Annotated in this window: 21 protein-coding genes and 1 pseudogene; 14 read left to right on the top strand and 8 right to left on the bottom strand. The window is 74.0% G+C overall.

Annotation, left to right across the window (positions count from 1 at the left end; genetic code table 11):
* Nucleotides 1-6 precede the first annotated feature (6 nt).
* From GA0070616_RS09670 to GA0070616_RS09635, 8 genes are all read left to right on the top strand, one after another.
* A complete protein-coding gene (locus GA0070616_RS09670) occupies nucleotides 7-657 on the top strand; it encodes an HAD family hydrolase (protein ID WP_091079672.1) in 651 nt (216 codons plus the stop codon).
* Between the two features lie 368 nt (nucleotides 658-1025).
* On the top strand, nucleotides 1026-1796 hold the full coding sequence (locus GA0070616_RS09665) for a redox-sensing transcriptional repressor Rex (protein WP_091079668.1): 771 nt from the start codon (nucleotides 1026-1028) through the stop codon (nucleotides 1794-1796).
* Nucleotides 1793-3184 (top strand): glutamyl-tRNA reductase, encoded by a 1392-nt coding sequence (locus GA0070616_RS09660; RefSeq protein ID WP_091079666.1) that lies wholly within the window; start codon nucleotides 1793-1795, stop codon nucleotides 3182-3184. The genes GA0070616_RS09665 and GA0070616_RS09660 overlap by 4 nt, the downstream gene beginning before the upstream one ends.
* Entirely contained in the window at nucleotides 3181-4149 is a 969-nt protein-coding gene (gene hemC, locus GA0070616_RS09655) for a hydroxymethylbilane synthase (RefSeq protein ID WP_091079662.1), read from the top strand. Before GA0070616_RS09660 ends, hemC begins: the two co-directional genes overlap by 4 nt.
* A complete protein-coding gene (locus GA0070616_RS09650; RefSeq protein ID WP_091079658.1) occupies nucleotides 4146-5726 on the top strand; it encodes a bifunctional uroporphyrinogen-III C-methyltransferase/uroporphyrinogen-III synthase in 1581 nt (526 codons plus the stop codon). The genes hemC and GA0070616_RS09650 overlap by 4 nt, the downstream gene beginning before the upstream one ends.
* A gap of 13 nt (nucleotides 5727-5739) precedes the next feature.
* Entirely contained in the window at nucleotides 5740-6723 is a 984-nt protein-coding gene (gene hemB / locus GA0070616_RS09645; RefSeq protein ID WP_091079654.1) for a porphobilinogen synthase, read from the top strand.
* Nucleotides 6724-6808: 85 nt separating this feature from the next.
* Nucleotides 6809-7144: a PadR family transcriptional regulator gene (locus tag GA0070616_RS09640; protein ID WP_342672263.1), complete on the top strand. Its 336-nt coding sequence runs from the start codon at nucleotides 6809-6811 to the stop codon at nucleotides 7142-7144.
* Nucleotides 7141-7929 carry a hypothetical protein gene (locus GA0070616_RS09635; RefSeq protein ID WP_091079652.1) on the top strand — a complete coding sequence of 263 codons (789 nt, stop codon included), beginning with the start codon at nucleotides 7141-7143 and terminating at the stop codon, nucleotides 7927-7929. Before GA0070616_RS09640 ends, GA0070616_RS09635 begins: the two co-directional genes overlap by 4 nt.
* Nucleotides 7930-8026: 97 nt before the next feature.
* On the opposite strand, the gene GA0070616_RS09630 is transcribed toward GA0070616_RS09635, so the two are convergent.
* The 3 genes from GA0070616_RS09630 to GA0070616_RS09620 all read right to left on the bottom strand — a co-directional run bounded on the left by GA0070616_RS09630 (nucleotide 8027) and on the right by GA0070616_RS09620 (nucleotide 13747).
* Nucleotides 8027-11293, bottom strand: coding sequence for a lamin tail domain-containing protein (locus tag GA0070616_RS09630; protein WP_091079648.1), 3267 nt, complete (start codon nucleotides 11291-11293; stop codon nucleotides 8027-8029).
* A 105-nt stretch (nucleotides 11294-11398) separates the two neighbouring features.
* Complete coding sequence (locus tag GA0070616_RS09625; RefSeq protein WP_091079645.1) at nucleotides 11399-12415, bottom strand: GNAT family N-acetyltransferase; 1017 nt, start codon at nucleotides 12413-12415, stop codon at nucleotides 11399-11401.
* Between the two features lie 72 nt (nucleotides 12416-12487).
* A complete protein-coding gene (locus tag GA0070616_RS09620) occupies nucleotides 12488-13747 on the bottom strand; it encodes a lytic transglycosylase domain-containing protein (protein ID WP_091079642.1) in 1260 nt (419 codons plus the stop codon).
* Between the two features lie 56 nt (nucleotides 13748-13803).
* Between GA0070616_RS09620 and GA0070616_RS09615 the strand changes: the two genes are divergently transcribed.
* Complete coding sequence (locus tag GA0070616_RS09615; protein WP_091079638.1) at nucleotides 13804-14022, top strand: FmdB family zinc ribbon protein; 219 nt, start codon at nucleotides 13804-13806, stop codon at nucleotides 14020-14022.
* A gap of 173 nt (nucleotides 14023-14195) precedes the next feature.
* Complete coding sequence (locus GA0070616_RS09610; protein WP_091079635.1) at nucleotides 14196-17042, top strand: ATP-binding protein; 2847 nt, start codon at nucleotides 14196-14198, stop codon at nucleotides 17040-17042.
* 244 nt (nucleotides 17043-17286) lie between these two features.
* Here GA0070616_RS09610 and GA0070616_RS09605 read toward each other — a convergent pair whose 3' ends face one another.
* From GA0070616_RS09605 to GA0070616_RS09585, 5 genes and pseudogenes are all read right to left on the bottom strand, one after another.
* Nucleotides 17287-17826 (bottom strand): phospholipase, encoded by a 540-nt coding sequence (locus tag GA0070616_RS09605; protein WP_091079631.1) that lies wholly within the window; start codon nucleotides 17824-17826, stop codon nucleotides 17287-17289.
* A 174-nt stretch (nucleotides 17827-18000) separates the two neighbouring features.
* Nucleotides 18001-19659, bottom strand: coding sequence for a glycoside hydrolase family 10-like protein (locus GA0070616_RS09600; RefSeq protein ID WP_091079627.1), 1659 nt, complete (start codon nucleotides 19657-19659; stop codon nucleotides 18001-18003).
* 260 nt (nucleotides 19660-19919) lie between these two features.
* Entirely contained in the window at nucleotides 19920-20645 is a 726-nt protein-coding gene (locus GA0070616_RS09595) for a methyltransferase domain-containing protein (RefSeq protein ID WP_091079622.1), read from the bottom strand.
* 204 nt (nucleotides 20646-20849) lie between these two features.
* Nucleotides 20850-21095 (bottom strand): annotated as a pseudogene (locus tag GA0070616_RS09590) (hypothetical protein); the annotation flags it as partial.
* Between the two features lie 38 nt (nucleotides 21096-21133).
* Nucleotides 21134-22771: an ABC-F family ATP-binding cassette domain-containing protein gene (locus GA0070616_RS09585; protein ID WP_091090345.1), complete on the bottom strand. Its 1638-nt coding sequence runs from the start codon at nucleotides 22769-22771 to the stop codon at nucleotides 21134-21136.
* A gap of 138 nt (nucleotides 22772-22909) precedes the next feature.
* Here GA0070616_RS09585 and GA0070616_RS09580 point away from each other — a divergent pair, with 138 nt between their 5' ends.
* The 4 genes from GA0070616_RS09580 (at nucleotide 22910) to GA0070616_RS09565 (ending at nucleotide 25742) form a co-directional block, all read left to right on the top strand.
* Nucleotides 22910-23665 carry an ROK family protein gene (locus GA0070616_RS09580; RefSeq protein WP_091090341.1) on the top strand — a complete coding sequence of 252 codons (756 nt, stop codon included), beginning with the start codon at nucleotides 22910-22912 and terminating at the stop codon, nucleotides 23663-23665.
* Between the two features lie 232 nt (nucleotides 23666-23897).
* The gene (locus GA0070616_RS09575; RefSeq protein ID WP_091079615.1) at nucleotides 23898-24266 is read left to right on the top strand and encodes a tetratricopeptide repeat protein; all 369 of its coding nucleotides are present in this window, start codon (nucleotides 23898-23900) and stop codon (nucleotides 24264-24266) included.
* Between the two features lie 158 nt (nucleotides 24267-24424).
* Nucleotides 24425-24679, top strand: a complete 255-nt coding sequence (locus GA0070616_RS09570; RefSeq protein ID WP_013736060.1) for a Smr/MutS family protein — start codon at nucleotides 24425-24427, stop codon at nucleotides 24677-24679.
* A gap of 121 nt (nucleotides 24680-24800) precedes the next feature.
* Nucleotides 24801-25742, top strand: coding sequence for a threonine/serine dehydratase (locus GA0070616_RS09565; RefSeq protein ID WP_091079612.1), 942 nt, complete (start codon nucleotides 24801-24803; stop codon nucleotides 25740-25742).
* Nucleotides 25743-25745: the final 3 nt, after the last annotated feature.

The raw sequence follows: 25745 nt of genomic DNA, 5'->3' as shown, positions 1-25745 counted from the left end.
GCGGGCATGACCCCTGTGCGACCCCACCTGGTGTGGGACTGGAACGGGACTCTCCTGAACGATCTCAGTCTGGTGGTGACCGCCACCAATGCGGCCTTCGCCAGCGTCGGCGGGCCCACGGTGACCCCCGACGAGCACCGGGTGCGGTTCCGTCGGCCGATCGCCGACTACTACGCCGAGGTGCTCGGCCGTGCGGTCGACGACGAGGCGTTCGGCCGGCTGGACCGGATCTTCCACGACGCGTACCGGACCGGCCTGACCACGTGTGAGCTCGCGCACGACGCGGCGGTCGCGATGGAGGCCTGGCCGGGCACCCAGTCGCTGCTGTCCATGTGGTTCCACGACGAGCTGGTGCCCGCCGTGCACACGTACGGCCTCGCCGGGCGCTTCACCCGGATGGACGGCCTGCGGGCCCAGGTGGGCGGCGGTCGCAAGGCCGAGTCGCTGCGCCGGCACCTGACCGAGCTGGGGGTGCCGGGCCGGGAGGTGGTGCTGATCGGCGATTCGCTGGACGACGCCGACGCGGCGCTGTCGGTGGGCGGCCGGGTGGTGCTGTACACCGGCGGCTTCACCGACCCCGACCGGCTGCGCGCCTCCGGCCACCCGGTGGCCGACACCCTCGCGGCGGCGGTGACCCTCGCCACCACCCTGCCCTGACCGTTCCGCCCGCCGTCGTGCCGATGATGAGGTTGGCACGATCGGGAATGGCGTTCCGGGGCCGATAACGCCATGCTCGAAGCGTGTCGGAGTACGCGGCGGCGCGCGTGTGATTGGTCAGAGAAGTCGGGATTGGGCAATAATCGCACGGGCGGTGACGCGAGGCTCACCGATCGATCTTGCGGAATGGAGGGCAGGTGGAGGCGCGGCGCGTGCCTACAAGATCGCGATTTGTGCACGTCTTCACAAGCGCCTACTGTGTAGTTTCGACGCGCCCTGCTAGCACAGCCGGCAATCTCGGTCGCCAGCGGGAGTCCCGAAACGGCCGGCCGACGGAGTTGGTCGAGGATCGCACTCCACGGAGTCTCATGAGTCAGCACCGTCACCCAGGCGCGCCCGGTCGCGCCGGTGCCGTACCGGCGCTCCCGGACCTTCCCGAGGCGACCGTCGCACGGCTCCCGGAATACCTCCGCGCCCTGCACAACCTGGCCGAGAGCGGGCACGAGACAGTCTCCAGCGAGGGGCTGGCCAGCGCCGCCGGGGTCAACTCCGCCAAGCTCCGCAAGGACCTGTCCCACCTCGGCTCGTACGGCACCCGCGGCGTCGGCTACGACGTGGCCCTGCTGGTCGACCAGATCGAGTACGTGCTCGGGCTCACCCAGCGCCGCGCGGTGGCCCTGGTGGGCGTGGGTAACCTGGGTCACGCCCTCGCCGGCTACGACGGCTTCGCCAGCCGTGGCTTCCGGATCGCCGCGCTGCTCGACGCCGACCCCGACCGGGTCGGCGAGGAGATCGGCGGCCTGGTCGTGCGGCACGTCGACGAGCTGCCCCGGGTCGCCGCCGAGGAGGCCATCGCCATCGGGGTGATCGCGACCCCCGCCGCAGCCGCCCAGCGGGTCGCCGACCAGCTCGTCGCGGTCGGGGTGACGAGCATCCTGAACTTCGCCCCGTGCGTCCTCTCGGTCCCGGAGGGCGTCGACGTGCGCAAGGTCGACCTCGCCATCGAGTTGCAGATCCTGTCGTTCCACGAGCACCGTAAGGCCTCCCTGACCGCGCTGCCCGCCACCGGCGGGTCCGCCCTCACCGCGCTGCCCGGCGGCCTCGCGGCCACCGACCCCCAGGAGGCGATCGGCACGTGAAACTGCTCGTCGTCGGCGCGTCCTACCGCACCGCTCCGGTCGCCACCCTGGAGCAGCTGGCGGTGGCCCCCGCCGACCTCACCCGCATCCTGGACCGCCTGGTGGCCCAGCCGTACGTGAGCGAGGCCGTGCTCGTCTCCACCTGCAACCGGGTGGAGGTCTACGCCGCCGTGTCCGGTTTCCACGGCGGCCTCGGTGACATCTGCGCGGTGCTCGCCGAGCAGGCCGGCTGCCAGCCGGCAGCCCTCGCCAACCACCTCTACGTGCACTTCGACGCCGCCGCCGTCGACCACGTGTTCCGGGTGGCCGCCGGGCTGGACTCGATGGTGGTCGGCGAGGCGCAGATCCTCGGCCAGCTCCGCGACGCCTACCACTGGGCCACCGGCGCCGACACCGCCGGCCGGCTGCTGCACGAGCTGATGCAGCAGGCGCTGCGGGTGGGCAAGCGGGCGCACGCCGAGACCGGCATCGACCGTGCCGGCCAGAGCGTCGTCACCGCCGCGCTGGAGCTGGCCGCCGGCCACCTCGACGGCGACCTGGCCGGGCGGCCCGCCCTCGTCGTCGGGGCCGGGGCGATGGGCTCGCTGGGAGTGGCCACGCTGTCCCGGCTCGGCGCCGGCCCGGTCACCGTCTCCAACCGGGGCACCGACCGGGCCGTGCGGCTCGCCGAGTCGTACGGCGCCAACTCCGCCCCCCTGGCCGACCTGCCCGTCACCCTCGCCGGGGTGGACGTCGTGGTGGCCGCGACGGCCGCCACCGAGCCGGTCCTCACCCGGGAGGTGGTCGCCCGGGCGCTGGCCGGGCGCGACCCGGCCCGGGGGCCGCTGGTGCTGCTCGACCTGGCCGTCCCGCGTGACGTCGGGGCGGGCGTCGCCGAGCTGCCCGGCGTCGAGGTGGTCGACATCGACCGGATGGCCGCGGTGCTCGCCGGTGGCCCGGCCGCCACGGACGCCGCCGCCGTGGAGCGGATCGTGGTCGCCGAGGTCGACAGCTTCCTCAGCTGGCTGCGCGGTGCCGACGTGGCACCCACCGTGGCCGCCCTGCGCGGACGCGCCGACGACGTGGTCACCGCCGAGCTGCGCCGGCTCGCCCAGCGCCGCCCCGACCTCGACGACGACCAGCGCGCCGAGGTGGCCCGGACGGTCCACCGGGTGGTGCAGCGACTGCTGCACCAGCCCACCGTGCGGGTCCGGCAGCTCGCCGCGGAACCCGGCGGCGACCAGTACGCGGCCCTGCTGCGGGAGCTGTTCGACCTCCAGGTGCCGCAGACGTCCCCGGTCGACAGCGTTCCCGACGTGGTCGAGCCCGACCCGGGCCCGGCCGGCGGGGCCGACCTGTCCCAGTCGTTCGGGGCGGTCGACGTCCCACCCACCGGAGGTGAGCGATGACCACCCCTCTGCGCCTCGGCACCCGGGGCAGCAAGCTGGCGATGGCCCAGTCCGGGCAGGTCGCCGAGGCACTCACCACGGCCACCGGCCGGCCCGTCGAGCTGGTGGAGGTGGTCACCGCCGGTGACCGCTCCAGCGCCCCGGTGCATCGCCTCGGCGTGGGCGTCTTCGTCTCCGCGCTGCGCGACGCGCTGGTGGCCGGCACGATCGACTTCGCCGTCCACTCGTACAAGGATCTGCCCACCGCCCCGGCGGCCGGGCTGCACATCGCGGCCGTGCCACCCCGGCAGGACCCGCGCGACGCGCTGGTCGCCCGGCACGGCCGTACGCTCACCGAACTCGCCTCCGGGGCGAACGTGGGCACCGGCGCCCTGCGCCGGATCGCCCAGCTGCACGCGCTCGGCATGCAGCTGGAGGTCACCCCCATCCGGGGCAACGTCGACACCCGGCTCGCGCGGGTGCTCGGCCCGGAGGCCGACCTGGACGCCGTCGTGCTGGCCCGGGCCGGACTGGCCCGGCTCGGCCGCACCGACGTGATCACCGAGACGCTGGATCCGATGCTGATGCTGCCCGCGCCCGCCCAGGGGGCGCTGGCGGTGGAGTGCCGGACCGACGACCCGGACCTGGTCGAGCTGCTCGCCGCACTCGACCACGCACCGACCCGCGCCGCGGTCACCGCGGAACGGGCGCTGCTGGCCACCCTGGAGGCCGGATGCTCCGCTCCGGTCGCCGCCTACGCCGAACTCGCCGAGGGCGACGACGGCGATGAGATCTACCTGCGCGGGGCGGTGATCAGCCCGGACGGCGCCCGCGACATCCGGCTGTCCCGCACCGGAACGCCCGCCGACGCGGCGGAGATCGGCAAGGCACTCGCCGCCGACCTCCTCGACCTCGGCGCCGACTCGATCCTCGGCAAGGACGGACACACCGGCCCGGGGACACAGCACATTGGGAGCACAGAATGACCCGCACCCGTAAGCCCGTCGGCCGCATCGCGTTCGTCGGGGCCGGCCCCGGAGACCCGGGCCTGCTGACCCGCCGGGCGCACGACGCCCTGGTCGACGCCGACCAGGTGGTCTACGACCGGGGAGTCCCCGAAACGCTGCTGGACGCGGTGCGCACCGAGGCGCGGGAGGACGCGCAGTTCACCCCGGCGGAGGGCGCACCGGGTGACGTGGCGAAGGTGCTCATCTCGGCGGCCCGCGCGGGCCTCAACGCCGTGCACCTGGTCGCCGGCGACCCCTTCGGCCACGACTCGGTGGTCAAGGAGGTGCAGGCCGTGGCGCGGACCGCCGCGCACTTCGAGGTGGTTCCGGGCGTCGGCCAGGCCGAGGGCGTGGCCACCTACGCGGGTGTGCCGCTGCCGGGCGTACGGACCGCCGCCGACGTCGAGGACGTGGGCGCGCTCGACTTCGAGGCGCTGGCCTCGGCCGTCGGCCGGGGCTCGCTCGCGCTGGCGGTGGACGCCGGTGACCTCGCGGCGATCCGCGACGGGCTGCTCGCCGCCGGGGTCGACGGCGGCACCGGTGTCGGGGTGACCGGCGACGGCACGGGCGAGACGCAGTACACGACCACGTCGACCGTCGACTCCTTCGTCGCGGCGGCGCTCGGCTTCACCGGCCGGGTGGTGCTCACCCTCGGTGCGGGCGTCGGCCAGCGGGACAAGCTGAGCTGGTGGGAGAACCGGCCGCTGTACGGCTGGAAGGTGCTCGTGCCCCGCACCAAGGAGCAGGCCGGGGCGATGAGCGCGCGGCTGCGGGCGTACGGCGCGATCCCGTGCGAGGTGCCGACCATCGCGGTCGAGCCGCCGCGTACCCCCGCCCAGATGGAACGGGCCGTGAAGGGCCTGGTCGACGGCCGGTACGCCTGGGTGATCTTCACCTCGGTGAACGCGGTCCGCGCGGTCTGGGAGAAGTTCGCCGAGCACGGCCTGGACGCCCGGCACTTCGGCGGCGTCAAGATCGCCTGCATCGGCGAGGCGACCGCCGACGCGGTCCGCGCGTTCGGCATCCAGCCGGAGCTGGTCCCGTCGGGGGAGCAGTCCTCCGAGGGGCTGCTGGCCGAGTTCTCGCCGCACGACGAGGTGCTCGACCCGGTGGGGCGGGTGCTGCTGCCGCGCGCCGACATCGCCACGGAGACCCTTGCCGCCGGCCTGACCGAGCGCGGCTGGGAGGTCGACGACGTGACCGCGTACCGGACGGTCCGCGCGGCGCCGCCGCCCGCCGAGATCCGGGACGCGATCAAGTCCGGCGGATTCGACGCGGTCCTCTTCACGTCCAGCTCGACAGTACGCAACCTGGTGGGTATCGCGGGGAAGCCGCACGCTCGTACCGTGGTTGCAGTGATCGGGCCCAAGACGTCGGAGACCGCGACGGAGTTCGGCCTTCGGGTCGACGTGCAGCCGCCGCACGCCTCGGTGCCCGATCTGGTGGAGGCGCTGGCCGCCTACGCCGTCGAGCTGCGGGAGAAGCTCGCCGCGATGCCGGCGAAGCAGCGCCGGGGCTCGAAGGTGCAGGGGCCGACCGCCCTGAGGTTCCGCTAGGCAGGAGGCTCGTATGCCGTACCCCGAGATCCGGCCCCGCCGGCTGCGCCGCACCGCGGCGATGCGGCGGTTGGTGTCCGAGACCCGCGTCGATCCGGCCGAACTGGTCGTTCCGATGTTCGTCAAGGAGGGGCTGGCCGGGCCGCGGCCCATCGCCTCGCTGCCCGGAGTGTTCCAGCACTCCCGGGACTCGCTGCGCAAGGCCGCCGTCGAGGCGGTCCAGGCCGGCGTGGGCGGCATCATGCTGTTCGGGGTGCCCGCCACGCGTGACGAGTGCGGTTCGGGCGGGGTCGACCCCGACGGCATCCTGAACGTGGCGATCCGCGACGTGGTCGCCGAGGTGGGCGACGCCACGGTGGTCATGAGCGATCTCTGTCTGGACGAGTTCACCTCGCACGGGCACTGCGGGGTGCTCACCCCGGGCGGCGAGGTCGACAACGACGCCACGCTGGCCGCCTACGCGCAGATGGCGGTCGCCCAGGCCGCCGCCGGGGTCGGGGTGGTCGGGCCGTCCGGCATGATGGACGGCCAGGTCGGGGTGGTACGCCGGGCGCTCGACGCCGCCGGTTACACCGACGTGACCGTGCTGGCGTACGCCGCCAAGTACGCCTCGGCGTTCTACGGGCCGTTCCGGGACGCGGTGGAGTCGGCGCTGGACGGCGACCGGCGCACCTACCAGCAGGATCCGGCGAACCTGCGGGAGTCGCTGCGCGAGGTGGAGCTGGACGTCGCCGAGGGTGCCGACATGGTGATGGTGAAGCCGGCCCTGCCGTACCTCGACGTGGTGTCGGCGGTGCGCGCGGCGGTCGACGTGCCGGTCGCCGCCTACCAGGTCTCCGGCGAGTACGCGATGGTCGAGGCCGCCGCCGCGAACGGTTGGGTGGACCGGGAGCGGGTGATGCTGGAGACGCTCACCTCGATCCGGCGGGCCGGCGCGCAGGTCATCCTCACCTACTGGGCGGTGGAGGCCGCGCTACTGCTCCGCGAGCGTTACTGAGTGCACCGTCCCTGACGGCCGGCCCGGCCCGGGAAAGTGGAACCGGTGCGTTGTGCCGACCCTCGACCCTATATAGAGTACGAGCATGCTGCGGATGACGTTGCAGGTGCAGCTCGTGCTGCGTGCCCTGCTCCACGAACCCGACCGGGAACTGTACGGCCTGGAGATCGTCGACTCCACCGGCCTCCCGCCGGGGACCATCTACCCGATCATGTCGCGCCTGGAATCGGCCGGCTGGGTCGAGAGCCGCTGGGAGGTGATCGACCAGCACGCCGAGGGACGCCCGCGCCGGCGCTACTACCGGCTCGCGTCCAACGGCGTCACCGAGGCACGCACCGCGCTGGCCGCCGCCGGCGCCCGACGACGCGATCGCACCCGTACCGTCCCGGCCGGCCGGCTTCGCGGGGCGCAAGCCCGATGACCCGGCTGCTGACCGCCGTGCTGGCGGTGGCGTCGATCGCCCTGCCCCGTCCGCACCGGGCCCGGTGGCGCGAGGAGGCTCTGGCCGTCCTGCTCGCCGTACGGGGACTGCGACGCTGGCGCTACGGCCTCGACACCGTGCTCAAGGTGCCCCTGCTCGCCTGGCAGCACCGCCACCCGGGGGCCGCACGGTGGGCGGCGGTCATGGCCGGCGTCGGGCTGCTCGGCACCCCGGTGGTGCTCCTGGGTGCGCTGACCCTCGCCCCGCTCATCGGCGAGGACACCGCCGAGTTCCTCTTCCTCGTCGCCCCCTGCGGCATGCTGCTGGCGGTGGTGGCCCGCACCTGGAAGTGGGCGGCACTTCGGGGCGGAGGGCCGGTGCGGCACGGCGTCGCCGTGCTGCTGACCGCGTTCGCCGGCACCGGACCGGTCGCCTCCGGTGCGCTGTCGGTCGTCCTCGACGTGCCACTCGTGGCACTGCTCGGCAGTGTCGTTCCCGGCGGGTGGCTGATCGCCACCAACGGTGCCGCCCTGCGCCGCCGTCAGGGGCCGATGCTCCTGGCGGCGCTCGGAGTCACGGCCGGCGCCGCACTGGTCGGTGTCCTGCTGGCGGCGCAGCTTCCCGCCGTCGCGCCCGGCGCACGGTGGTTCGCCGCGGCGACGGGTGTGCTCTCGCTGGTGGTGCTCGTGCCCAGCTACCTGACCTGGACGACCTGGGCGGGGACCCGGCTGCTGGTCGGCCACGACCACGCGCCGGTGCTGACGTCGGCCCCCGGAGCGCCCTGACCCCGTCCGCGCGTCGGTCCGGGGTGCGAAGCGGACGGGCCCTGCGAGAGCCGGCTGGTCGCCGGCCCGCGCAGGGCCCGTCCGGTCACCGTGCCCGTCAGTCGTCGTTCGTGACGGTGCCGATCGCCAGCGGATCGGTGAACCGCAGGGCCGGCGAACCGGCAACCGCGAACAGGATCCTCTCGTTCGCCTCCGCCTTCCGGTCACCCCGGACGGTCACCGGGAATGCCAGCGAGGTCTGCCCGGCGGGCAGGATCCGGCAACCGACGTACGGGTCGAAGTCCACGCCGGCCCTGGCCGTCAGACCGACCGTGGCGGCGCACAGCGTCATCGGCTGCGACAGCGGCCGGGAGACGGTCACCTGGAAGGTCAGCTGGCGGGTGCCCCTGTCGCCCTCGACCACCGAGGCGTCCGCCACGCTCAGCGTCGCCCGCGACCGGAACCGGGCCACCTGCGGATCGTGGTCGCTGGAACCGCGCGAGCCGTCACCCGCGTGCTCCGCCGGCCAGTCCGCGTTGATGTGCGCGGCCCGTACCTGCACCAGGTCGGCGTGCAGTGCGGCGTTGACGAACAGGTGGTCCAACGTCTGCGCCTGCCCGGCGAAGCTGTACGAGTACGCCGAGGACGGCGCGTCGGCCAGCAGGTCGTCCCACAGGTTGCGCATCCCCGCCCCGTACAGCGGGCCGAGCTGGTCCGACGGAGTCGGCGCAGCCGCCGTCGCCACCGGGTCGTCGGGGCGGGGGAAGACGTTCAGGTCCCCGCCGAACACCACCCGCGCGTGCGGGTCCGACGCCTCGATCGCGGTGACGATCGCCGCCCCGTAGGCGGCCTGCTCCCGGCGCTGCCCGACCCGGCGGTCCGGCCCCGACGAGAAGTGGTTGCTCGCCGCCCACAGCGTGAAGGTCTCGCTCGACCCGGGCGCGGCGGCCACGGTGAACTTGCCGAGCTGAGGGGCGCGGGTGAAGACGTTGTCGCCGTCGAGGCCCGTCGAGGTGTCCACGTCGGCCGGCAGCGACGCGTTGAGCGCCTTGGGGTTCTGCACGTCGGCGTTGCCGGGCAGCCCCGCCGACCGGTACCGCACCGTGGGCGACGAGCCCAGGACCGGGTCGGCGGCGCTCGCCTCGGCGAGCGACAGCCGGTCGGTGCGGTACAGGAACGCCGAGGTGATACCGCGGTCGTCCGCGCCGGTGCGGTCGTACGCGGCGGCGTAGGCCGGCCCGCCGGCCGCCGTCACCGCCAGCGCCAACTCCTGGAGGGTGTCGGGGGCACCGTCGGCGTCGTTCGTGTCACCACAGACCAGCCGGCCACCGGCGACGGAACAGATGTCCTGGTCCTCGGCCTCCTGCACGAGGATCAGATCCGGTGCGTGCAGGTCCCTGGTGATCTGGTCGGCCAGCGCCGCGAGCTGGTCGAGGTAGTCCCGCTCACTGGCCGGCACGTAGTTGAACGGCGGGCGTACCCCGGGGCAGCCGGAGTTGCCGACGAAGTCGCAGCCGTCGAACGGGTCGTCGCGGAAGTCGTACAGGTTCTCCACGTTGTAGGTGGCGACCGCGACCTCCTCGGTGCGCTTCGCCGGTCGCGGCGGCGCGTTCCGCGACGGGTCGGCCCCGGCGGTGAACGCCGCGCTCTCCACCTGGACGCCGTACTTCTCGAACGAGAAGTAGACGCCGCCGACGGCGTCGGCGGTCAGCGTGTCGAAGGTGCGTGCGGGCGGCAGCAGCGCACCGCTGTCCCCGGTGGTGCCCTTGACGCCCATGCTGCCCAGCATGATCCGCTGGCCGTTGCCGTCGTCGAAGGTGCGGGTCGGGTCGTTGTCGAGCGGGTGCGCGTCCCGGAACACCCGGCGGGCGTACGGGTCGGCGCGGTCGAGCAGCGGATCGTCCCGGTCGACCACCCAGGTCTCGGCGTCGGCGGTGCCGGAGAACACGTCCCGGCCGCTGACCGCGCCGCTGCCGGCGCGCACCCGCATCCGGGCACCCTCGTGCCGCTCCCAGAACCGGCCGGCGTCCGCCAGGTCGACCGGCGGGACGGCGTCGGTCACCGTGACGACGGCGTCCACGTCGAGGCCGGAGGCCAGCCGGCGGACCAGGGACGCGCCGGAGAGCTGCGTCATGTTGAAGTACTCCGACACCCGCGCCCGCAGCACCACCTCGTCGCCCACCGTCGGCACGTAGCCGCCGATCAGCGAGGTGAAGGAACCCATGAACACGAAGATGCCGTCGGAGCTGGTCGGGTCACCGTCGGTGGCGTCGGACCGGCTCTGCAGGAAGAAGCCGCGCTGCTCGGCACCGGCCGACGAGCGGGCCAGGGTCAGCTGGGTGATGACGCCGCGCACGTCGTACAGGGTCGGGCTGGTGCCACTGGCCGGAGCCAGCGGCGACCGGTCGGCGGGGCCGGACTCGTCGTCACTGGTCGGGCCCTGCACCTCGCCGACGGTCAGTTCCCGGGTGACCTGCACAGTCAGGGTGCAGGTGGCGGTGCCGCCGTCGACGTCCGTCGCGGTGACCACCACCGAGTACGCCCCTGAGGGCAGCTCGGCGCTGGCGGTGACGGTGGCGGTGGCGGTGCCGCCGACCGCGTCGGCCGGGGTGCCGGCGGTGCGGGTGATCGAGCCGGCGGTGGGGGTGGGGGTGACCGAGGTGACAGCCAGGTCGACGACCCGGTCGTCGACGTCGGTGGCGGTCACCTCACGGGCGGCGGCGGTGCCGACCGCCGTGGTCAGCGGCGGGCCACAGGTGACCGTGGCGGGCCGGTCGACGGGCCCTCCACCGTCGACGGTGTGCGCGCCGAGACCGTCGAAGGTGTCGGTCGGGAAGCCGGCCCACTGGGCCGCGGGGTCGAACCCGTCCGACGGGTCGGTGTCCCCGGTCGGGACGCTGCCCGACCGGCGCAGGGTGTTGTCGGCGGTGCTGGTGAGACCCGAGCCCCACTCGGTGCCCGGGTCGACGCCGACCTGACCGATCGAGTCGACCACGGTGGTTCCCCGGCGGAGCACGATCGCGTCGTCGCCGTTGAACAGGCTCGCGCCGGTCGTCTGGTCGGCCGCGGCCAGGATGGCGGGCGCGGCGGACGCGGCGGCGAGGACGAACACGTCACCGGCCGCGACCGTGCCGTCCAAAGTCAGGGTCGTCGGGTTGGTGGAGCCGTTGAAGTACACCTGGAGCTGGTATCCGCCGACCGTCAGGTCGACGGCGGAAGCGGTGCCGTTGAACAGCTCGATCGCCTTGTTGTTCGACGAGCCCTCGACGTACTCGGAGATCAGAAGATCGGTGGGCGCGGCGCTGGCCGCGGGGGGTGCGACGCCGATGGCCGTGATGACGGCGGCGGCGGTCGCGAGCGCGGCGATGGTGCGGCGCGGGCGCATGGGGCCTCCACGATGGGTGGACGGGGGTCAACGCACGTTAAGCGTCGATGCTGTCCAGCGTCCATCCCCCGGAGGTCGGTGTGGTGAATTCGTGCCCCGGGACGGTCAACGGGCGGCGTCGAGCCGGTGCACCAGCTCGGCCACGTCGATGCTGTATTCGCACCAGTCGCGGTCGGGGCGGTAGCCCAGCTCGGCGTTGACCTTCAACATGGTCTCGTTGGCCTGCGCGTTCCAGGTCTGCACCTCGGCCAGCTGCGGTTCGGCCGAGCGCAGCTCCAGCAGCATCCGCGCCTTGATCGCCCGGTCGATGCCGTACCCGCGGTGGTCCTCCACGACGATCGTGTCGTACTGGTCGGCGCGGGTCGGGTGCTGGGCGGGCACCACCACCTCTGTCAGGCCCGCGACCTCGCCGGTCGGCTCGTGCAGGGCGAGCACGATGTACGGCTTCATGCCCCGCCGGTGCAGGCAGTCCAGGCTGTCCCGCAGCCGCTGCGGGTCGTAGGAGCTGGGACGCAGTTCGCCGTCGTCGACGTCCCGCACCTCGGCCTTCGTCCGCGCGTACGCCTCGATCAGCTCGTCCGGCGGGCCGCCGGGGTGGAACTGGAGCTGGTAGCCGGTGTCCACACCGGTGGTCATGCCGGCCAGCTCCGCCCAGTCCACCGAGGACAGGTCGAGGACGCTGCGGGTCTCCACGTACTCCCGGGCGAAGCCCAGCGCCTCGTAGAAGGCCACGGCCGGGGTGTCGCCCACGACCTCGACCCCGATCGACGAGAAGCCCTCCTGGTAGACCCGGCGGGCGGCGGTCAGCACGAGGTCGCGGCCGAGCCCGCCGCGCCGGTGCGCGGGGTGCACCAGCACCTCCAGCACACCGATGTCACCGAGCAGCAGCACGTGCACGTGGCCGACGATGGCTCCCGGTGTGCCGCCGGTGGCCGGATCTTCCTGGGCGACCCAGGAGAGCCGTCGTTCGCCGGGCATGACCTCGGCGAGGTATTCCCGCAGGGAACTCTCCCGCCACGGCGGATCCTGCGGGAGGTCGGCCGCCAGGACCGCGTTCAGCGTGTCCAGCAGCGACGCGATCTCGGCGGACGACGCGGTCCTGGGGTCCCACTCGCGCACCATCACGCTCCTAGCTTGCCGGTAACGGCAGCTTGGGGGAAGTGTCCAGTTCTCTAATGTATGCGGACGATCACGTCACGTGCGACTGGCCTGTCCGTACCGGTTGGCGGTGTCGAAGACCTCCTGGGCGTACCGGCGCACCGCGTTGTATGACAGGATGGCGTTCCACCAGTCACCCGGGATGGTCAGGTTCCGGCCGCCCTTGCACAGGTAGTTGCCGGCCGCGAGGGCGGCGTCGTGGATGTTGTGCGGGTCCTTCACGCCGTCGTTGTCGGCGTCCGCGCCGATCTCCTGCCAGGTCGTCGGGATGAACTGCATGGGCCCGACCGCCCGGTCGTAGGTGGTGTCCCGGTCGAGCCGACCGCCGTCGGTGTCGGCGATGCGCATCCGGTTGCCCTGGCCGTCCAACGGCAGCCCGATGATCTCGGGCAGGGCCCGACCGTCCGCGCCGAGGCTGGCGTTGTTGGCCTGCCCGTGCCCCGACTCGACGAACCCGATCGCGGCCAGCGTGGTCCAGCTCAGGCCGCAGCTCCGGTCGGTCTCGGCCAGCACCAGCTCGGCGTAGCCGTACGCCTGCATCGCCACCGGCGCGATGCCCACCTTCGGGCCCACCTGGCGGGCCCAGTCGGCGAGCGCGTCCGAGGGCCGGCCACCGACCGGGGCGGTGCCGGGCACGGTCGGCAGCGCGGCACCCGGCGGGAGCGTGGCGGTGGGCGGGGGCGTCGCGCCGGGCGCGGCGGGCACGAGGTCGGTCGGGCCGGTGGACGGGTCGGCGGAGGAGTCGACCGCGGCCGGCCGTGGCGGGGCGGCGGCGGGCACGACCAGTGCGCCGGCCGTCGCCGTGCCGGCGACCAGGACCAGCAGGAAGACGCCCGGCAGGGTGAGCCGACCGCTGGGTCGCCGTGACCAGTCACGGGTCGCCCGGGTGGCCCGCGCCGCCGCCTGGCGCGGCGTCGGCAGGCGTACGGCGTGTGCCAGTGGGACCCGGCGACGTCGGCCCGCCGGGGTCGGAGCGGACGTGACCTCGTCGGTTGTCGTGGCCGCCGGGCCCGGCGTGGCGTCCTTGGCGGGCGTGGCGCTCTCGGCCGGCGCGGCGTCCGTGGCCGGCGTGGCGCTCTCGGCCGGCGTGGCGTCCTTCGTCGGGACGTCCCCGGAGGAGGGTGCGGCGGGCGGTGCGGCCGGGGAATCGGTGGTGGACCTCGACCACGGCCGGCGGGGTCGCGGCAGCCTGCTGGCCGGCGCCTCGGCTGCCGCCGACGACCGGGTCGCCGGCCCGTCGGGCGGCGCGGCCGGTCGCAGGGGCCGAAGTACCGATCTGTCCTCGCCGTCCACCACCCGTCGAGTATCACCCATGTCCCCGCCGACGTCAGGTCCGGTCGTACCCTGTTGTCATGCCCCGGTACGAGTTCCGTTGCCGCGCCTGCGGCGACACCTTCGAGATCAACCGTCCGATGGCCCGGGCCGGCGAGCCGGCGTCGTGCCCCCAGGGGCACACCGACACGGTGAAGCTGCTGTCCACGGTGGCGGTCACCGGCCGGGGCGGCTCCCCGAGCGGTCCCGCGTCAGCCCCGACCGGCGGCGGCTGCTGCGGTGGCGGCTGCGGCTGCTGAGCCGGCTCCCCAGGGTGCCCGGTGGTCGGCGCGGCACCCGCCGGCCTGACGCGGGGTGCGACCTTGCCCGCGCGCTCGTCCGGTGGCAGCTTGGGGCGAAGCCCGACCGTTCTCACGATGCGTGACGGTGTGATGTCGGGCAGCATGAAGCCACGGTCAGGGGAGGTGCAGGCGTGTCGACACGGATCCACCTCCCCAGCGGCTGGGTGACGTTCGTCTTCACCGACATCGAGGGCTCCACCCGCCTGGCCCAGCTTCTCGGCCCCGGCTACCGGCCGGTGCTGCGCGAACACCGCCGCCTGCTGCGCCGCACGATCGCCGCGACCGAGGGCGCGGAGCTGCTGACCGAGGGCGATTCGTTCTTCCTCGCCTTCGGGGACGCCACCGCCGCGCTCACCGCCTGCCTCACCGCGCAACGTGCCCTGGCCGAGCACGAGTGGCCCACCAAGGAGGCCGCGCCCCGGGTACGCATGGGCCTGCACACGGGCTGGGCGGAGCCCCGCGACGGCGAGTACGCGAGCCCCGAGGTGCACCGGGCGGCCCGGGTGGCCGCCGCCGCGCACGGCGGGCAGGTGCTCTGTTCCGCCGCCACCGCGTCGCGCGCCGAGCCGCTGCCCGCCGGGGCGTCCCTGCTGGATCTCGGTCTGCACCGGCTGCGTGGCTTCGACGACCGGGAACGGCTGTTCCAACTCGTCGCGCCCGGCCTGGAGCGGCAGTTCCCCCGGCCGCGCACCGCCGACGCCGTCGCCCACAACCTGCCCGTGCAGGTCACCACGTTCGTGGGGCGGCAGGCCGAACGCGCCGAGCTGCGCCGGCTGGTCGAGGGGCACCGGCTGGTCACCGTGCTGGGGGCCGGCGGGGCCGGCAAGACCCGGCTCGCCGTCGAGTTGGGCACCGAACTCGTCGAGACGTACCCGGACGGGGTCTGGTTCGTCGACATCGCCGCCGTGACCGACCCGGGGCTGGTGGCGTTCGCGGTCGCCGCCGTGCTCGGGCTGCGTCCGGAGCCCGGCCGCCCGATGGTCGACACCCTGGTGGAGTACGCGGCACCCCGCCGGATGCTGGTCGTCTTCGACACCTGCGACGCCCAGCCGGCGGCCACCGCCGAACTGATCTCGCGGCTGCTCGCGGGCGGTGGCGGGGTGCGGGTGCTGGCCACCAGCCGGGAGTCGTTCGGGCTGCCCGGCGAGGTGGTCTGGCGGATCCCGCCGCTGGCGGTCGACCCGCCCGCCGAGGGGGCCGAGAGCGACGCGGTCGCCCTCCTGCTGGACCGCACCGCCGCCGCCCGGGGTGGCCGACAGCCCGACGCCGCGGAGTCGGCCGACCTGCGTCGGGTGGTCCGCCGCCTCGACGGGCTGCCACTGGCCATCGAGTTGGCGGCGGCGCGGCTGCGGGTGCTGTCGGTCGGTCAGCTCGCCGAACGCCTCGACGACGTGCTCGGCACGCTCGACGCCGGGCGGGACGCCCCGCAGCCGCCGCCGGTCGAGCGCGGCTGGACGGGCAACCAGGAGGACACCGTGGACCTGGTCGCGGCGGCGGCCGGGGCGTCCCCGCCCAGCCCGGCGTCCCGGGCGGTGCAACGCTCGGCGGTCGAGCGGCACCTCACCATGCAGGCCACGGTCACCTGGTCGTACCGCACCCTGGGGCCCCGCGCGGCCCGGCTGCTGCGCTGGCTGGCGGTGTTCGCGAACCCCGTCGACCTGCCGACCGTGGAGTGGCTGCTCGAAGACGATCCGCTCGACCCGCTCAGCGTGCTGGTGGACAAGTCGATGGTGCTGGCCGAGCCGTACGCGGCCGGGTGCACCTACCGGATGCTCGACCCGATCCGCGCGTACGCCGCGCGCCGGCTGGCCGAGGCGGGGGAGGAGCAGGCGGCCCGGGACCGGCACGTGGCCTGGTCGGCGCACGCGCTGGAACGGGCGCACCTGGGCCCGGACGGCAGCCCGGTGACCCTGTCCCTGTATGCGCTCGATCCCCTCGCCGGGGAACTGCGGGCGGCCCTGCGGTGGTGCGCCACCGGGGGCAGTGCCCGGGCGGGCCTGCGGCTGGCGGCCGGGCTGGACCAGTGGTGGCGGGAGCGGGGGCTGGCCCGGGAGGGTCGGCTCTGGCTGTTCCGGCTGTACGGGCGCATCGCCGAGACGGGTGAGGCGATTCCCGACGCGGAACTGGCCGCCGCGTACCACATGCATTCGCTGCATGCCGGCGCGGACGGCGAGTTCGGCGAGGAGTTGCGCTACTCGCAGCGGGCCGAGGCGGCGGCCCGGCAGGCCGGCGACGCGGGCCTGCTCGCCCGGGTCCTCGCCGGCCGGGCCGCGCCGCTGGTCGACATGAGGCAGTTCGCCGAGGCCGAGCGGGTGTGCCGCGAGGTCATCGACTGGGCCGACGGGCAACAGGTGGTGGGTGAGGCCCTGTTCGCGGTGTTCAGCCTGGCGGAGCTGCTGTGGCGGCGCGGTGCTCTGGACGAGGCGGCGGAACTGCTCGCGGCGGCCCGGCCGGTGGAGGCGGCCCGGCCGGTGGAGCGGGGCCGCCGGTCGGTGGACATGCTCCTCGGCATGGTCGCCCTGGCCCGGGGTGATCTGGTGGCGGCGCACGAACACCTGCTCGTGGCGCTGCGTTCCCGGATGGGCCACGGTTTCCACGGTCGGGCCTGCGACACGCTGAACGCGATCGCGGTGCGCTGCGCGGTGGGAGGTGACCCGCTCACGGGGGCACGGCTCTTCGGCGCGGCGCAGGCGACGCGGGCGAGCCTGCGGTCGACGCCGGGCATCTACGGGACGTACTGGACGCAACGGCAGGTGGCCCTGTGCGGGTTGCTGGGCGACGCGGCGTTCGACGAGGCGTACGGCGAGGGGGCCCAGCTGGGGCTGGACGAGGCGGTGGCGCTGGCGTTGGGGGTGGAGCACCCGGACCTGGCGGCCGACTCCGTACGCTTCGCCACGGGTCCGCATCCGCCCGCGCTCCCGCACCCGGCCCCCGCGCAACCGATCGGCCGCCCGCCCCGCCGCTCCGAACACGCCTGACGATCCGCCCTGCCAGCCGCCCCGGATCTGCGGCCCCCGCCCGGCTCGGCCCCCGCCCGGCTCGGCCCCCGCCCGGCCCCCGCCCGGCCCGGCCCCCGCCCGGCCCGGCCCCCGCCCGGCCCGGCTCGGCCCCCGCCCGGCCCGGGTCTGCCGGGGTCGTGCGGCGGCGCGAGGTCCGGCCCCGCGTCGGTACGCACCGCGACCGGAACCTCGTGACCCGCGCCGGGCCGGCGGCCGGGTTGGGTCAGGCGCGGGCGCTGGCGCGGCGTTCGGCGTCGGCCTTCATCTTCGCGGCCCGGTCGATGTCGGCCTGCTGTACCGCTGCCGTGGAGCCGAAGACCCTGACCGCCTGGTAGTACGTCCAGGCGAGGCTGTAGCAGGCGGGCCGCACCGCCGTGTTGTACCGGGCGCAGACGCGCTTCAGGTCCGCGTAGAAGGCGCTGTCCAGGCGGGACTTGTTGGCCGAGAACTGGCCGACCGCCTTGTAGTTGCGGTAGCCGAAGTCGTGCCGGTGGCAGGAGAGGTTGAAGGTGAACCCGAGGGGGTTGTCCGGGCTGGAGGAGCAGTAGTCGGTGGACCAGTTGAAGTTGTAGCCCGCCCAGGGGGCCTTGTTCAGCCGGGCGGAGTTCCAGGCGTTGTAGCTGGTGGCGCTGGTCTGGGTCCAACTGGACAGCACGGACAGCTTCTGCGCCGGGGTGACGGCGGCGGCGGGGGTGGCGACACCGAGCGCGACCAGCAGGCCGAGCGTGGCCGAGGCGAGGATGGTGGCGAGCCGACGAGGCATGGATGACCTCCGTGGGGGTGGATGGGTCCGTTGTTACCGGCGAGTTTCCGGATGTCGAGTAGTGTCGATCAATCCGTCGCCATGGATCTTGTATCGGCCTGAACAATTCATGGCAGGAGTCGAAACAGACGAATGCCCCGGACCCCGCGGGGTCCGGGGCATGTCGCCGGTCGGTCAGCCGACGAAGCGCGGCGGGCTCGCCGGACTCTCGTTCGCCACCCGGTCGAGTGCGGTCACGTGGTACGTGTAGCGCCGGCCGGGCTCGGCCGTCGTGTCCACCCAGGACTGGGCCGCGCCGGAGGTTGCCCGCACGGTGTCCACGAGGTGGGCGGCATCCGCGAGGTCACACCGGTCGGCGACGGTGGTGCCGTCGAGGCGGTAGATCGCGTACGAGGTGGCGGTGCCGAACGGACCCCGCCCGTCAGCCGGCTGCCGCCAGCGCAGCGCCACCCCGTCGTCCTGCCACCGGACGCGGGTCACCACCGGGGGCAGCAGCGGCTTCGCGGGCAGGTGCGACATGGTCGGCACCAGCGCCGGCCGCGCGTAGTGCTCGGCGGCGTAGATGTCGGTCGCGCCGAGCCGGTTGGCCCGCACCTGCACGGCCGAGAAGTGGACGTTGCCCAGCACCTCGGGGTACTGCCGGTTCAGCGTGAGGTGGTCGGACAATTCGCGCGGGTTCATCCAGAACGACCCGTACGCGGGCTGGCCGCTCTTGTAGTCGGCCTGCCCGATGTAGAGCTGCACCCGGGTGCCCCGCACCTGCTCCGCCCACCACGGCACCAGTCGTGCGTAGTCGGCGGCCGGGTACTGGCCGATGTACCAGTAGAGCTGCGGCACCACGTAGTCGATCCACTCCTGCTTGATCCACTTACGGGTGTCGGCGTAGATGATGTCGTACGACTGGCTGCCGGTGGTGTCCGAGCCGAGCGGGTCGGCGGAGGCGTTGCGCCAGATGCCGAACGGGCTGACGCCGAACTTCACCCAGGGCTTGGCCGCCTTGATCCTGGCGCTCATCTCCTGCACCAGCAGGTCGACGTTGTTGCGCCGCCAGTCCGCCCGGTCCGTGAAGCCGCGGTTGAACTCCGCGAACGTGGCGTCGTCGGGCACCTGGTGGGTGCCGCTCGGGTAGGGGTAGAAGTAGTCGTCGAAGTGGACGGCGTCGATGTCGTACCGCCGGACGGCGTCCATCATCGCGGTCTGGACGAACTCGCGGACCTCGGGGATGCCGGGGTTGTAGTAGAGCCGGCTGCCGGCGACGCCGGCCGGCGGGTAGACAAAGGTCCACTCCGGATGTTCGCGTGCCGGGTGGCCGGGCGCAAGCCGGTCGAGGTCGGCTCCGGCCCCGCCCGGGGCGGGCATCGAGACGCGGTACGGGTTGAACCAGGCGTGGAACTCCAGGTTCCGGCGGTGTGCCTCGTCGACCAGGAAGGCCAGTGGATCCCAGCCGGGGTCCTCCCCCCGGACGCCGGTGAGGTACTCCGACCAGGGCTCGTGCGGTGACGGCCAGAACGCGTCGGCGGTCGGGCGGACCTGGACCACGACGGCGTTGTGGTTCAACCGCTCGGCGAGGTCCAGCAGGCCGCGGAACTCGGCCTGCTGGGTGGCGATCCGGTCCGGCGCGGTCTGGGAGGCCTTGGTCGGCCAGTCGATGTTGACCACCGAGGATATCCACATGGCCCGGAACTGCCGCTTGGGGACGGCCGGGTCGGTGGCGCAGGTGGCGCTGGGGGGCGCGGTGGTGGCGTCGGGCGCGGCGGCGGCGGGGGGTGTGGCGACGAGCGCGCCGAGCATGGCCGCGGTCAACCCGGCGACCGAGAGCCGAGATGCCTTCATGCGGTGTGTCCCTTCGTTGGGGCTGCCCTGCAAGGGGGATCGAGGCGACAAGATTCGCCGTCAGCTATCTACCTCTGGTAGGAAATTTTCACACCGTCCGGCTCGGCGCAAGAGGGCGGCGTCGATCGATCCGTCCCGCCCTTCCCGGAGCGGGTCGCGTGACCATGGAGTTGGCGCGCCGGCACGCCTGGCGCGGGTGACAACTTCATGATCAACCCAGCGGGTGGGGCGGGGTCGGCCAGGTGGGCCAGGGGTGGGGGTCAGTCGAAGAAGCGGGCCAGGTGGGAGGGGGTGGGGGCGGCGGCGTCCGGGTCCAGCGGGGTGAGGTCGGCGAAGATGGAGGCGCCGTCGGTGGCCGCGTGCAGGGGGTGCCAGCGCGGGGTGCCCGGCGGACGCATCAGGCAGACGCCCTTGATCGTCTGCACGTCGAGCAGCCGGACGTGGGTCGGGTCGGCCACCGCGTTGACGTGGCCCCACCAGGGGCTCATCACGTGCAGCACCCCGCCGGGACGCAGCACCCGGTGGCACTCGTCGACCAGTGGCAGGAAGTCGATCAGGTGCTCCAGGATGTGCACCGCGAACAGCACGTCCACCGAGTCGTCGGCCAGCGGCAGCGAGCCGGACAGGTCGGCCAGCGCGTCCACGCCGGCGGCCGGGAAGATGTCCAGCCCCAGGTTGCCCGGCCACTGCTTGGTGGCCCCGCAGCCGAGGTCCACCACCACCGGGTCGCGTCCGCCGACCCGGACCCGGCACCAGACGCCGTACACGCCGGCCAGCCGGCCCACCCGGTCCCGCAGCATCCGCAGCTGTTCCGGCTCGTCGACCTCGCCGGTCAGGTGTGCCACCCCCCGGTCGAAGCGCACCTCGACGGCGAGGGCACGCAACCGCTCGTCGTGGCGGGCCTGGTCGGCCCACGCCTCGGTGAGGAACCCGTCGACCGCCCGCAGCCGTTCGGCCGAGGGCGGAGTCAGTGCCAGCGCGACCATCGACCCACCTCCGGCCGCCCGTTACCCGGGTTCGCGCCCGTTATGCCCCGACGATCCCGAAATGGCAGGACGGTGGCAGCGGATGCCAACCCCGCGCGGCGGTCACCGACGCCCCCACCGCCGCAGGAGAGGTCAGCCCGAGATGGTGCGCCGGGGGCGGCCGGCGGCACGCATCCGCTGCCGGGGTGACGGGGCCGCCGCCTTCGGACGCTTCAGGTGGTAGCGGTGCAGCTCGTTGGTGCCGGGCAGGGACGGGTCCTCGCTCATCGCCACCAGTTCCCAGCCCTGGTCGCCGGCCCGGTTCAGGTGGGCCAGCGCCGTGTCGCCGTACGGCGTCACGTCGACCATCGAGCCGTCCGGGCCGTACCAGACGAACGCGATCTCGAAGCCGAGGTCGGTCGGGGCCGGCTGACGACGGCGGACCAGCAGCGCGTACTCCCACTTCAGCATGGGTCGATTGTCACCCGGCGGCGGCGGGTCGGCACGGATCAGTGCTCGGTGACCAGCCCCGCGTCGACCCGCAACCGCCGGTTCACCGCCACCGAGTCGAGCATCCGCCGGTCGTGGGTGACCAGCAGCAGCGTGCCCGGGTAGCCGGCCAGCGCCGACTCCAACTGCTCGATCGCCGCCAGGTCGAGGTGGTTGGTGGGCTCGTCGAGCACCAGCAGGTTGACCCCGCGTCCCTGGAGCAGGGCCAGCGCCGCCCGGGTTCGCTCCCCAGGGGACAGGGTCGCCGCCGGCCGGGGCACGTGGCCCGACCGGAGGCCGAACTTGGCCAGCAGCGTCCGCGCGTCGGCCGGCGACATGTCGGGTACGGCGGCCCGGAAGGCGTCCAGCAACGGTACGTCGTCCAGGAACAGGTTCCGGGCCTGGTCGACCTCGCCCACCACCACCCCGGGGCCGAGCGCGGCGTGCCCCCGTTCCAGCGGCAACCGGCCCAGCAGGGCAGCCAGCAGGGTGGACTTGCCGGAGCCGTTCGCCCCGGTCACCGCCACCCGGTCGGCCCAGTCGAGCTGGAGGTCCACCGGGCCGAGGGTGAACCCGCCCCGGCGTACCACCGCGTCGCGGAGGGTGGCCACGACGGCGCCGGCACGGGGCGCGGCGGCGATCTCCATCCGCAGCTCCCACTCCTTGCGCGGTTCCTCGACCACCTCCAGCCGTTCGATCAGCCGGTCGGTCTGCCGGGCCTTCGCGGCCTGCTTCTCCGAGGTCTGCCCCCGGAAGCTCTTCACGTGCTTGTCGTTGTCGCCGGCCTTGCGCCGGGCGTTGCGCACGCCCTTGTCCATCCAGGCCCGCTGCGTCCTGGCCCGCGCTTCCAGCCCCGCCAACGTGTCGGCGTACCCCTCGTACTCGGCGCGTGCCTGGCGGCGGGCCACCTCGCGCTCCTCCAGGTACGCCCCGTAGCCGCCGCCGTAGTGGTTGACCTGCCGCTGGTGCAGGTCCAGCTCCAGCACCCGGGTCACGGTGCGGGCGAGGAACTCCCGATCGTGGCTGACCAGCACCGTGCCGGCGCGCAGCCCGGTGACGAACCGTTCCAGCCGGTCCAGGCCGGCGAGGTCCAGATCGTTGGTCGGCTCGTCGAGCAGGAAGACGTCGTAGCGGCTGAGCAGCAGCGAGGCCAGGCCCGCGCGGGCGGCCTGGCCGCCGGAGAGCCCGGTCATCGCGTGGTCGAGGTCGACGGTCAGGCCCAGCTCGGCGGCCACCTCCTCGGCCCGCTCGTCGAGGTCGGCGCCGCCGAGGCCGAGCCAGCGTTCGAGCGCGTCGGCGTAGGTGTCGTCGGCACCGGGCAGGCCCGCCGTCAGCGCCTCGGTGGCCGCGTCGAGAGCCGCCTGCGCCGCGGCCACCCCGGTGCGCCGGGCCAGGAACGCGCGTACCGTCTCGCCGGGCCGGCGCTCCGGCTCCTGGGGCAGGTGCCCGACGCTCGCGCCGGGCGGGCTCACCGTGACGCCGCCTATCTCGACCGGCAACAACCCGGCGAGGGTACGCAGCAGCGTCGACTTGCCGGCCCCGTTCACCCCGACCAGCCCCACCACGTCACCGGGCGCGACCACGAGGTCGAGCCCGCTGAACAGCGCCCGTTCCCCGTACCCCGCGCCGAGCCCCTTGACCACCAGAGTCGCACTCACGGCCACCGACCCTACCTGCCGCTCCCGCTCGTCCGATCTTGCGCGAGAGCTCCGGCTTCCGCCCAACATTCCTCGCAAACGGACCAGATCCGCATGGTCGTGCGGTGGGGCGGGGCGGGAGGGGGCACACTGCTCGGCGTGGTGACCACTCTGGCGATCGACTGCGGGGGCGGGGGGATCAAGGCGTCCGTCCTCGACGCCGCCGGGACCATGCGGGCGCGGGCCCTGCGGGTACCGACGCCCTACCCGCTGTCGCCCGACCTCTTCGTCAAGACCCTGCTGGCCCTCGGCGGACGGCTGCCGCCCGCCGACCGGCTCACCGTCGGGATGCCCGGCATGATCCGGCACGGGGTGGTGGTGTCCACCCCGCACTACGTGACCCGCTCCGGGCCGCGCAGCCGGGTCGACCCGGCGCTGCTCGCCGAATGGTCCGGGTACGACGCGCAGAGCGCCCTCGCCGACGCGTTCGGAGTGCCCGCCCTGGTGCTCAACGACGCCGAGGTGCACGGAGCCGGGGTGGTCGCTGGCACCGGCTGCGAGCTGGTGCTGACTCTGGGCACCGGGCTGGGCAGCGCCCTGTTCGACGGTGGGCGGATCGCCCCGCACCTGGAGCTGTCGCACGCCCCGGTGCGCTGGGGCACCACCTACGACACGTACGTGGGGGAGCCGGAACGCCGCCGCCTCGGCGACGCCTTCTGGTCCCGCCGGGTGCGGCAGGTGGTGGAGGGGCTGCGGCCGGTGTTCCGCTGGGACCGGCTGTATCTGGGCGGCGGCAACTCCCGACTGGTCCGACCCGAGCAGCTGGCCCGGATGGGCGACGACGTGGTGGTGGTGCCCAACAGCGCCGGCATCGTGGGCGGGGTGCGGGCCTGGGACCTCGCCGCCGCCGTCTGACCCGCCCACCCGGCGGTCCCCGGGCCACCCGGCGGTCCCCGGGCCACCCGGCGGTCCCGGGGCCGGTTCCGGCGTTGCCGGGCTCCGGCCGGTTCCGGCGTTGTCTGGCTCCGGCCGGTTCCGGCGTTGTCTGGCTCCGGCGTTGTCTGGCTCCGGGCGTGGGGGGAACACTCGCGGCACGGACGGTGTTGTGCCAGCGTCGGGACAGCGTCGACGCGAGGGAGGGGTCGAGATGGATCTTCTGGCCGAGTACCGGCGGGCGACCATGTTCTTCGAGGCCGGCGACCCGGGCAACGCCGCCCGGCTGCTGGAGCCGATCGTCGAGGCCGAGCCGGGCAACGCCTCGGTGCGGCAGCTGCTGGCGCGGGCGTACTTCCAGTCGGCGCAGCTCACCCGCGCGGAGGAGCAGCTCCGTGAGCTGGTCGACCGTGACCCGGCCGACCACTACGCCCACCACGTGCTGGGCCGGACGCTGGAGCGCCTCAACCGGCCCGCCGACGCGCTGCGCCACCTGCGCATCGCGGCGGCCATGCACGCCACCAACGACGACTACGCGACGGCCCTGCGCCGGGTCGAGACCCGGGTGAGCGCCGGGCAGTGACGCGGTGGGCGTCGCCGGGGCAGTGACCCGGCGGGCGTCGCCGGCCCGGCGACCGGACGAGGGGGCGGCCCGAGGGGGGCCGCCCCCTCGACGCGTCCGGGCCCGGAGACCCGTGCCTACCATGGCCGCATGGGAGCCGACCGGACGGTGGACGCGGCATGAAGCTGAAGCTCGACCTGCACGACATCTTCAACAAGGGCCACGACATCGACCGGGCGCTGCGCGGGATCATGGACGAGGCGGTGGCGAAGAAGGCCACTCTGGTCGAGATCATCCCGGGCAAGGGCTCCGGCCAGTTGAAGAAGCGGGTGCTGCGCTTCCTCGACCAGAAGGACGTCAAGCAGCTCTACCACCGGGTCGAGAAGGACTCGAAGAACTTCGGCCGCCTGTTCGTACACTTCCGCTGGAAGTGAGCCGCCGGCGTTCGCCGGGTCCGGTCCGGCTCGCCGTGCCCCGGCGCCACCGGTCCCCCGGGCGGCGTGCCGCGGTGTCGAGGACGGGCGGGTCGGCACCGCGCGGAGGTGGGAGTTCGAGATGGTGACCAGAAGCGACGTCGAGGCGGCGGCGAAGCTCGTCGCGGGTCGGGTGCGGCAGACCCCGGTGCTCTGCGTGGACGGCCGGGACCTGGGAGTGTCCGGGGAACTGGCCCTGAAGCTGGAACTGCACCAGCACACCGGTTCGTTCAAGCCGCGGGGGGCGTTCAACCGGCTGCTCCAGAGTCCGCTGCCGGCCGCCGGGGTGCTGGCGGCCTCCGGCGGCAACCACGGGCTGGCCGTGGCGTACGCGGCCCGGGAACTGGGCGTTCCCGCCGAGATCTTCGTGCCGGTCACCTCGTCGCCGGTGAAGGTGGAGCGGCTGGCCGGGCTGGACGCCCAGGTGCGGCAGGTGGGCGAACACTACGCGGAGGCGTTCGCCGCCAGCACCCGTCGCGCCGAGGAGACCGGCGCACTCGTCGTGCACGCGTACGACCAGCAGGAGGTCGTGGCGGGTCAGGGCACGCTGGCGCGGGAGTTGGAGCGACAGCTGGACCGGATCGACACCGTCCTGGTGGCGGTCGGTGGCGGTGGGCTGGTCGGCGGCATCGCGAGCTGGTTCGACGGGGCGGTGGGCGTGGTCGGGGTCGAGCCGGAGGGGATACCCACGCTGCACGCCGCCCTGGCCGCCGGCCGTCCCGTGGACGTCGAGGTGGGGGGCGTCGCCACCGACTCGCTGGGGGCCCGCCGCATCGGCGACCTGGCCTTCGAGGCGGCCACCCGTACGGGTGTGCGGTCGGTCCTCGTCCCTGACGAGGACGTGGTCCGGGCGCGGCGACTGCTCTGGTCGGAGCTGCGGATCGCCGCCGAGCTGGGCGGCGCCACGGCGCTCGCCGCGCTGCTGACCGGTGCGTACGTGCCAAGGCAGGGGGAGCGGGTCGTCGTCGTGGTCTGCGGCGGCAACACCGACCCGAGCGACCTCGCCCCCCACCGCGTGCGGTGACCG

It is taken from the genome of Micromonospora nigra (assembly GCF_900091585.1).
GTDB lineage: Bacteria > Actinomycetota > Actinomycetes > Mycobacteriales > Micromonosporaceae > Micromonospora > Micromonospora nigra.
This window is presented reverse-complemented; position numbering and strand designations above follow the sequence as displayed.

Excerpts from the sequence above, each read along its gene's own strand:
- GA0070616_RS09670 (WP_091079672.1), top strand. The coding sequence starts at position 7 with ATGACCCCTGTGCGACCCCACCTGGTGTGGGACTGGAACGGGACTCTC.
- GA0070616_RS09665 (WP_091079668.1), top strand. The coding sequence starts at position 1,026 with ATGAGTCAGCACCGTCACCCAGGCGCGCCCGGTCGCGCCGGTGCCGTA.
- hemC (WP_091079662.1), top strand. The coding sequence starts at position 3,181 with ATGACCACCCCTCTGCGCCTCGGCACCCGGGGCAGCAAGCTGGCGATG.
- GA0070616_RS09650 (WP_091079658.1), top strand. The coding sequence starts at position 4,146 with ATGACCCGCACCCGTAAGCCCGTCGGCCGCATCGCGTTCGTCGGGGCC.
- hemB (WP_091079654.1), top strand. The coding sequence starts at position 5,740 with ATGCCGTACCCCGAGATCCGGCCCCGCCGGCTGCGCCGCACCGCGGCG.
- GA0070616_RS09640 (WP_342672263.1), top strand. The coding sequence starts at position 6,809 with ATGCTGCGGATGACGTTGCAGGTGCAGCTCGTGCTGCGTGCCCTGCTC.
- GA0070616_RS09635 (WP_091079652.1), top strand. The coding sequence starts at position 7,141 with ATGACCCGGCTGCTGACCGCCGTGCTGGCGGTGGCGTCGATCGCCCTG.
- GA0070616_RS09630 (WP_091079648.1), bottom strand. The coding sequence starts at position 11,293 with ATGCGCCCGCGCCGCACCATCGCCGCGCTCGCGACCGCCGCCGCCGTC.
- GA0070616_RS09625 (WP_091079645.1), bottom strand. The coding sequence starts at position 12,415 with ATGGTGCGCGAGTGGGACCCCAGGACCGCGTCGTCCGCCGAGATCGCG.
- GA0070616_RS09615 (WP_091079638.1), top strand. The coding sequence starts at position 13,804 with ATGCCCCGGTACGAGTTCCGTTGCCGCGCCTGCGGCGACACCTTCGAG.
- GA0070616_RS09605 (WP_091079631.1), bottom strand. The coding sequence starts at position 17,826 with ATGCCTCGTCGGCTCGCCACCATCCTCGCCTCGGCCACGCTCGGCCTG.
- GA0070616_RS09600 (WP_091079627.1), bottom strand. The coding sequence starts at position 19,659 with ATGAAGGCATCTCGGCTCTCGGTCGCCGGGTTGACCGCGGCCATGCTC.
- GA0070616_RS09595 (WP_091079622.1), bottom strand. The coding sequence starts at position 20,645 with ATGGTCGCGCTGGCACTGACTCCGCCCTCGGCCGAACGGCTGCGGGCG.
- GA0070616_RS09575 (WP_091079615.1), top strand. The coding sequence starts at position 23,898 with ATGGATCTTCTGGCCGAGTACCGGCGGGCGACCATGTTCTTCGAGGCC.
- GA0070616_RS09570 (WP_013736060.1), top strand. The coding sequence starts at position 24,425 with ATGAAGCTGAAGCTCGACCTGCACGACATCTTCAACAAGGGCCACGAC.
- GA0070616_RS09565 (WP_091079612.1), top strand. The coding sequence starts at position 24,801 with ATGGTGACCAGAAGCGACGTCGAGGCGGCGGCGAAGCTCGTCGCGGGT.